Annotated in this window: 7 protein-coding genes; 6 read left to right on the top strand and 1 reads right to left on the bottom strand. The window is 67.1% G+C overall.

Translation table 11 applies throughout. The annotated features are described in order from the left end of the window. Positions 1 to 435: 435 nt before the first annotated feature. Positions 436 to 1,701: an SGNH/GDSL hydrolase family protein gene (locus tag ACVK00_RS27915; protein WP_284898932.1), complete on the bottom strand. Its 1,266-nt coding sequence runs from the start codon at positions 1,699 to 1,701 to the stop codon at positions 436 to 438. Between the two features lie 200 nt (positions 1,702 to 1,901). Here ACVK00_RS27915 and paaA point away from each other — a divergent pair, with 200 nt between their 5' ends. From paaA to ACVK00_RS27885, 6 genes are all read left to right on the top strand, one after another. Beyond that, positions 1,902 to 2,900: a 1,2-phenylacetyl-CoA epoxidase subunit PaaA gene (gene paaA, locus ACVK00_RS27910; RefSeq protein ID WP_057929978.1), complete on the top strand. Its 999-nt coding sequence runs from the start codon at positions 1,902 to 1,904 to the stop codon at positions 2,898 to 2,900. A 36-nt stretch (positions 2,901 to 2,936) separates the two neighbouring features. Continuing rightward, entirely contained in the window at positions 2,937 to 3,221 is a 285-nt protein-coding gene (gene paaB / locus ACVK00_RS27905; RefSeq protein WP_006752453.1) for a 1,2-phenylacetyl-CoA epoxidase subunit PaaB, read from the top strand. A 10-nt stretch (positions 3,222 to 3,231) separates the two neighbouring features. Then, positions 3,232 to 4,035, top strand: coding sequence for a 1,2-phenylacetyl-CoA epoxidase subunit PaaC (gene paaC, locus ACVK00_RS27900; protein WP_228906548.1), 804 nt, complete (start codon positions 3,232 to 3,234; stop codon positions 4,033 to 4,035). Between the two features lie 25 nt (positions 4,036 to 4,060). Further along, positions 4,061 to 4,624 (top strand): 1,2-phenylacetyl-CoA epoxidase subunit PaaD, encoded by a 564-nt coding sequence (paaD, locus tag ACVK00_RS27895; RefSeq protein ID WP_284898970.1) that lies wholly within the window; start codon positions 4,061 to 4,063, stop codon positions 4,622 to 4,624. Positions 4,625 to 4,626: 2 nt separating this feature from the next. Beyond that, complete coding sequence (gene paaE / locus ACVK00_RS27890; RefSeq protein ID WP_006757883.1) at positions 4,627 to 5,715, top strand: 1,2-phenylacetyl-CoA epoxidase subunit PaaE; 1,089 nt, start codon at positions 4,627 to 4,629, stop codon at positions 5,713 to 5,715. 130 nt (positions 5,716 to 5,845) lie between these two features. Next, the gene (locus ACVK00_RS27885; RefSeq protein WP_228906544.1) at positions 5,846 to 6,661 is read left to right on the top strand and encodes a DUF1835 domain-containing protein; all 816 of its coding nucleotides are present in this window, start codon (positions 5,846 to 5,848) and stop codon (positions 6,659 to 6,661) included. The last annotated feature ends 14 nt before the right edge of the window (positions 6,662 to 6,675 follow it).

The raw sequence follows: 6,675 nt of genomic DNA, 5'->3' as shown, positions 1-6,675 counted from the left end.
TCAAGCGCCCACACTTATCGGCTGTTAATTTTTAAAGAGCATTTCTGCGAGAAACCTTCTGTTTCTCAGCAGCGCTGCGTTTTCAGCAGCAGAGACGTGAGATTATGAACCGTCTTTCTTCGCTCGTCAACAACTTTTTGAACTGCTTCGTTGCGACGGCGGGGGTTCAACTTCGTGTGCGCCGGGGCTCCTACAATCTACCCTCGACAGCACCGCTTCCCTTCCCTCCCGCGCCGCGTTTCCGTTAGCGCGAAAGAGGCGTGATTCTAAGCACCCCACCCCGTCTCCGCAAGCCCCTTTGTGAAAATATTTTGAAAAAGCCCCCGTGCGCTGCCGCGCACGGGGGCTTGGGGTTCGACGGACTACGCACCGCCCGCGATCCTGAAGCAGCCGGCGGCTGGTCGCACTCTCTCTATATATATGTATTAGGCGATTTCACTTGCCGCCGGCCGCGGCCTGCAGCCGCTCCAGCGGCACCGCGTCGGCCATCGCCGTGTAGCCGGCGTCGCTCGGGTGAATGCCGTCACCGCTGTCGTATCGGCGCAGCAGCACGCTCGGGCGCGCCGGATCGCGCAGCACAGCATCGAAGTCGACCACACCGTCGAACCCGCCGCCGCTCCGAATCCACCGGTTCACCTCGAGCCGGATCGCCTCGCGCCCGGCCGGCAATGCCGCAGGCGTAAGCGTTGCACCGAAGACCTTCACGCCCTGGCGGTGCGCGGCCTCGATCAACCGGCGGTAGCCGTCGATCAACGACGCGGCCGTGACCTGCGTATGCGGGCTGTCACAATCGAGCCCTGCACGCGGCGGCATCGCCGCGAAGTTGATGTCGTTGATGCCGATCAGCACGATCGCCGCCTTCACCCCCGCGCGCGAAAGCGCATCGCGCTCGAACCGCGACGCGAGCGACGTGCCGTAGCACGCCGAATCGCTGAGCAGCCGGTTGCCACTAATCCCGAGATTCACCACGCCGAGCGTATTCGAACCTGCCGCGGTCAGCCGGAGCGTCAGCGCATCCGGCCAGCGACGGTTGCGGTTCAGACTGGAGCGCAGCCCATCGGTGATCGAGTCCCCGATCGCCGCGACACTCGCCCGCGCGGCACCAGCCTCGACGGCCAATTCGGTCACCCATGCATACTGGGTAAAGCGCGTGCGGAATGCGCCGGCACCCGGGTCGTTCACGTGATCGCCCGGCGCCGATACGTAATTGAACTGGTTCGACACGCGGTGCCACACGGTCATCCGCTGGTTCGCCCCCATCGCCAGGCTGATCGCATACGGCCGCCCGGCCGTCAAGTCGATCGCCACCGGGTCGCTTTCGAGCTCCTGGCCCGGCGCGAGCGTCACCGACGCCTTGCCACCGAAGCGCACGGCCGTGCTCGCCCCATCGGCAAGCGCCGCGCCGTCACCCGCGCGCGCAAGACCCGCGGCGTCGATCACCAGCGGCGCGCGACCGTATGCATTGCTCACGCGAATCCGCGCGGCATGTCCCGATACGGTCGGATAGACGATCTGCCGAACGGTCCGCCCGGCCACGTCGGGCGCACGATAGAGCGGCGGCGGCGCAGCCAGGTCGGGAATCGGCTGCAAGGCAGTCGCCCACGCGGCGACCCACCCGGCCGGTGCGGCCGAGGCCGCGAGCGGCGACAGGAACATGGACGCGCCCAGCACGGTCGCGACGAAGCTGCTTCGAAATGACATCGGCGAAATCCTCATCGGAAAGCGGGCATTGTGCCGCAGAAGCCGCCGATCTCACGCGCCGAACCGCCTTCCAGCGCAGCGATCGCGCCCCGACTCCCCTCGTTTACCCGAGTCTCGCCGCAAATGCGCAAGAAATTTATTAACCGACCGGTCGGTTGGTTTATACTTCGCACACATTCAACCGGACGAGAATCTCCGCCATGTACACGCAATCCCTCGACATCCCCGGCAACGTCGCGCCGCTCGACGCCGCAGCCGAGTCACCCGAGCAAGCGCGGTTCGACGCGGTCATGGCCGCGGACGGCAAGATCGAACCGCAGGACTGGATGCCCGACGCCTATCGCAAGACGCTGGTCCGCCAGATCTCGCAGCATGCGCACTCGGAAGTGGTCGGCATGCTGCCGGAAGGCAACTGGATCTCGCGCGCGCCGAGCCTGAAGCGCAAGGCGATCCTGCTCGCGAAAGTCCAGGACGAAGCCGGCCACGGCCTCTATCTTTATAGCGCGGCCGAAACGCTCGGCGTATCGCGCGATTCGCTGATCGACGCGCTGCACGCCGGCAAGGCGAAATACTCGAGCATCTTCAACTACCCGACGCCCACCTGGGCCGACGTCGGCGTGATCGGCTGGCTCGTCGACGGCGCCGCGATCATGAACCAGATCCCGCTGTGCCGCTGCACGTACGGCCCGTACGCGCGCGCGATGATCCGCGTGTGCAAGGAAGAGTCGTTCCACCAGCGCCAGGGTTTCGATGCGCTGCTGTCGATGATGAAGGGCACCGACGCGCAGCGCGCGATGGTCCAGCAGGCCGTGAACCGCTGGTGGTGGCCGGTGCTGATGATGTTCGGCCCGAGCGACGCCGATTCGGTCCACAGCAGCCAGTCCGCGAAATGGGGCATCAAGCGGATCTCGAACGACGACCTGCGGCAGAAGTTCGTCGACGCGACGGTCGACCAGGCGAAGGTACTCGGCGTGACGCTGCCCGACCCGGACCTGAAATGGAACGAGGCGCGCGGCCATCACGACTACGGCACGATCGACTGGGATGAATTCTGGCGCGTCGTCAACGGCGACGGCCCTTGCAACAAGGAACGCCTCGCGACCCGCGTGAAGGCGCACGACGACGGCGCTTGGGTACGCGAAGCCGCGCTCGCGCACGAAGCGAAGCGCCGCGCCCGCGCCGAACAGCACGCCGCCTGAGCGGCAACCATCGAATACAGGATTCAGGAGAGAGTGATGAACAAGGAATGGCCGATCTGGGAAGTGTTCGTGCGCAGCAAGCAGGGCCTCGACCACAAGCATTGCGGCAGCCTGCACGCGGCCGACGCGTCGATGGCGCTGCGCATGGCGCGCGACGTCTACACGCGCCGCCAGGAAGGCGTGAGCATCTGGGTGGTGCCGTCGTCGGCGATCACCGCGTCGGATCCGGCCGAGAAGGCCGAGCTGTTCGAACCGGCGGGCGACAAGATCTACCGTCACCCGACGTTCTACACGCTGCCCGACGAAGTCAACCACATGTAACGCCCGCGCCATGACGATCACGCCCGAACACCTCTCCTATGTGCTGCGCCTTGCGGACAACGCGCTGATCCTCGGTCAGCGCAACGCCGAATGGTGCGGCCACGGCCCGATCCTCGAGGAAGACATCGCGCTCACCAACATGAGCCTCGACCTCATCGGCCAGGCCCGCATGCTGTATACACACGCAGCCGAACTCGAACGCCAGCTCAACGGCGCGGCGAAGACGGAAGACGATTACGCGTACTTCCGCACCGAGCGCGAATTCGCGAACTTCACGCTCGCCGAGCTGCCGCACTACGGCCCGATCGCCGGCACCGCACACGCCGACAAGGACTACGCGGTGACGATCGTGCGCAACTTCCTCTACGCAACGCTGATGCTGCACGTGTGGACGGCGCTCGAAACGTCGACGGACGCGCACCTCGCCGCGATCGCCGCGAAATCGGTGAAGGAGACCCGCTATCACGTGCAGCACGCGCGCGAATGGCTGGTGCGCCTCGGCGACGGCACCGACGAATCGCATCGCCGCGCGCAGGCTGCGCTCGATTACCTGATTCCGTACACGCGCGAATTCTTCGCGGCCGACGCAATCGACGACGCCGTCGCCGCACCGGGCATCGCCCCGGCACCGGCCGCGCTCGAAGCCGCGTGGCGCGCGGACGTGGACGATGCGCTCGCGGAGGCGACGCTCACGTTGCCGGCGCCCGTCCAGCACGTGACGACCGGCAAGCAGGGCGAGCACTCCGAGCACATGGGCTACCTGCTCGCGGAAATGCAGAGCCTCGCGCGCCAGCACCCCGGCGCGACCTGGTAACCGGCCGACCCAACGGAGCCCGACGATGTCCGTCCAGACCGCCACACCCGCCGACGCCACGCCCGCCGCGCACCGCAACGATCCATTGCTCGCGCGTGCGTGGGACGTGCTCGAAGCGGTGCCCGATCCCGAAATCCCGGTCGTGTCGATCCGCGAGCTCGGCATCCTGCGCGACGTCCGTCGCGCGGACGACGGCCTGCTCGAAGTCGTGATCACGCCGACCTACTCCGGCTGTCCGGCCATGTCGCAGATCGCCGAGGACATCGCCGCCGCGCTGCAGTCCGCCGACCTGCCGCCGCACCGGATCGAGACGGTGCTCGCGCCCGCGTGGACGACCGACTGGATCACGCAGGAAGCGCGCGAGAAGCTGCGCGCCTACGGCATCGCGCCGCCCGTCGGTCTGTGCGGCAGCGCCGCGCCACGGGAAACCGTCGTGCGTTTCGTGCCGCGGCCGGTCGCGGCGCCCGTTTGCCCGCGCTGCGGCTCCGCCCGCACCGAGCGTCTCGCACAATTCGCGTCCACGGCCTGCAAGGCGCTGTATCGCTGCGTCGACTGCCGCGAACCCTTCGACTACTTCAAACCCTATTGATCATGGCGACTCCGCAATTTCACCCGCTGCGTATCCGCGACGTGCGCCCCGAGACCGCCGACGCCGTTACCGTCTCCTTCGACGTGCCGCCGGAGCTGCGCGACGCGTACCGCTTCACGCAGGGCCAGTTCGTCACGCTGAAGACCCATATCGACGGCGAGGAAACGCGCCGCTCGTACTCGATCTGTGTCGGCACGACCGACTACGACCGCGACGGCGAACTGCGCATCGGCATCAAGCGCGTGCGCGGCGGCCGTTTCTCGAACTTCGCGTTCGATACGCTGAAGCCGGGCCACACGATCGACGTGATGACGCCGGATGGCCGCTTCTTCACGCACCTGAACGCCGATCACGGCCAGCAGTACGTCGCGTTCTCCGGCGGGTCGGGCATCACGCCGGTGCTCGCGATCGTGAAGACGACGCTCGAACTCGAACCGCGCAGCACGTTCACGCTGATCTACGGCAACCGCAGCGTCGACGCGATCATGTTCGCGGAGGAGCTCGAGGACCTGAAGAACCGCTACATGAACCGCTTCGTCCTGTATCACGTGCTGTCGGACGACCAGCAAGACGTCGAGCTGTTCAATGGCGTCCTCGACCAGGCGAAATGCGCGGAATTCCTCGCCACGCTGATGCCCGCCGACGCGATCGACGAAGCGTTCATCTGCGGCCCCGCGCCGATGATGGACGCAGCCGAAGCCGCGCTGAAGGCGGCCGGCGTGCCGCAGGCGAAGGTGCATGTCGAACGCTTCGGCACGCCGCTGCCGCAGGCCGGCGCACCCGTCGTCGAGATCACCGACACGACGCCGGCCGCGGACCTCGAAATCGTGCTCGACGGCAAGAAGCGCAAGCTGCGTTTGCCGTACGAAGGCGTGAGCCTGCTCGACGTCGGCCTGCGCGCGGGCCTCGCCCTGCCCTATGCATGCAAGGGCGGCGTGTGCTGCACGTGCCGGGCGAAGGTGGTCGAAGGCGAAGTCCGGATGGAAAAGAACTACACGCTCGAGGAACACGAAGTGAAGGACGGCTTCGTGCTCACGTGCCAGTGCCACCCGATCAGCGACAAGGTCGTCGTAAGCTTCGACGAGCGTTGAGCGGCGTCGTACCGGCGCCGCCTGCCGGTTTCTCGTCGTCACACATCTCGCTTACACTAGGGGCCGCCGGCCGGCTGGACGTCATCGCGTCCGCCCGGCCGGCGGTTTTCTTTTGTTCGATGACAGGCCGATGAGTACCATTCACGTGATTCAGGGCGGCACCGCCGCCGCGTCGCTACGCGAGGCGCTCGCGCAAGCCGGACGCGACGAGCGCGTCGTCGGATTGCTCGACGATCTCGCGGTCGGGCCACTGAAAGGCGCCGACGAGACGCCCGACACGCGCGCCGCCTTCTGGCAGCGCGTGCTCGGCGATCAGATTCCCGACTGGAACGCGGAAATCGAAGGCGAGTTCGCCCGCCTCGACCAGCTCGCGATGGACACGGGCCAGGTGGTCGTCTGGCACGCGCCGAGCGTCGGCGACAAACTGCTGCTGCGCCGTGTTGCCTATCACCTGCGCAACGTGCCGCAGCGCCTGAACGAGGTGCGGCTGTCGACCGCCGACCTCGACGCGCCGCAACGCGCGGCGCTGACCCGCACCGACCAGGCCTGTTCGACCGGGATGTTCTCGCCGGCGGCGCTCGCCCGCAAACGGCCGATGGCCGCGCCGGTCTCGGTGCTGCGCATCGGCCGCCTCGCGCTCGAATGGCAGGAGGCCAAGCATCTGAATGCCGAGTTGCGCTATTGGGTGAGCAATACGATCAAGAGCGGCCAGTACGCCGATCTCGACGCGCTGATCGCCGCGCACGCGGAACCCAGCTGGCTGCCCGCGCAACGCGTCGTCGGTGGCATCATGGCCGGCGCCGACCGCGGCGGGCTGTTCGTCAGCGACTCGATCGCCTGGTGGCGCTGCCGCGAGCTCGCGGCAGCCGGCCGGCTCGAGCTGCAGGACGACGCGCCGGCCGCCCTCTCTTCCACGCAGGTACGCGCGCCAGCCGCGCCCCGCTAACGCTACTCTTTCGC

The sequence above is a fragment of the Burkholderia sp. PvR073 genome, assembly GCF_054055695.1.
Note: the sequence above shows the minus strand (reverse complement) of the source record. Positions and strands in the feature narration are given on the sequence as shown.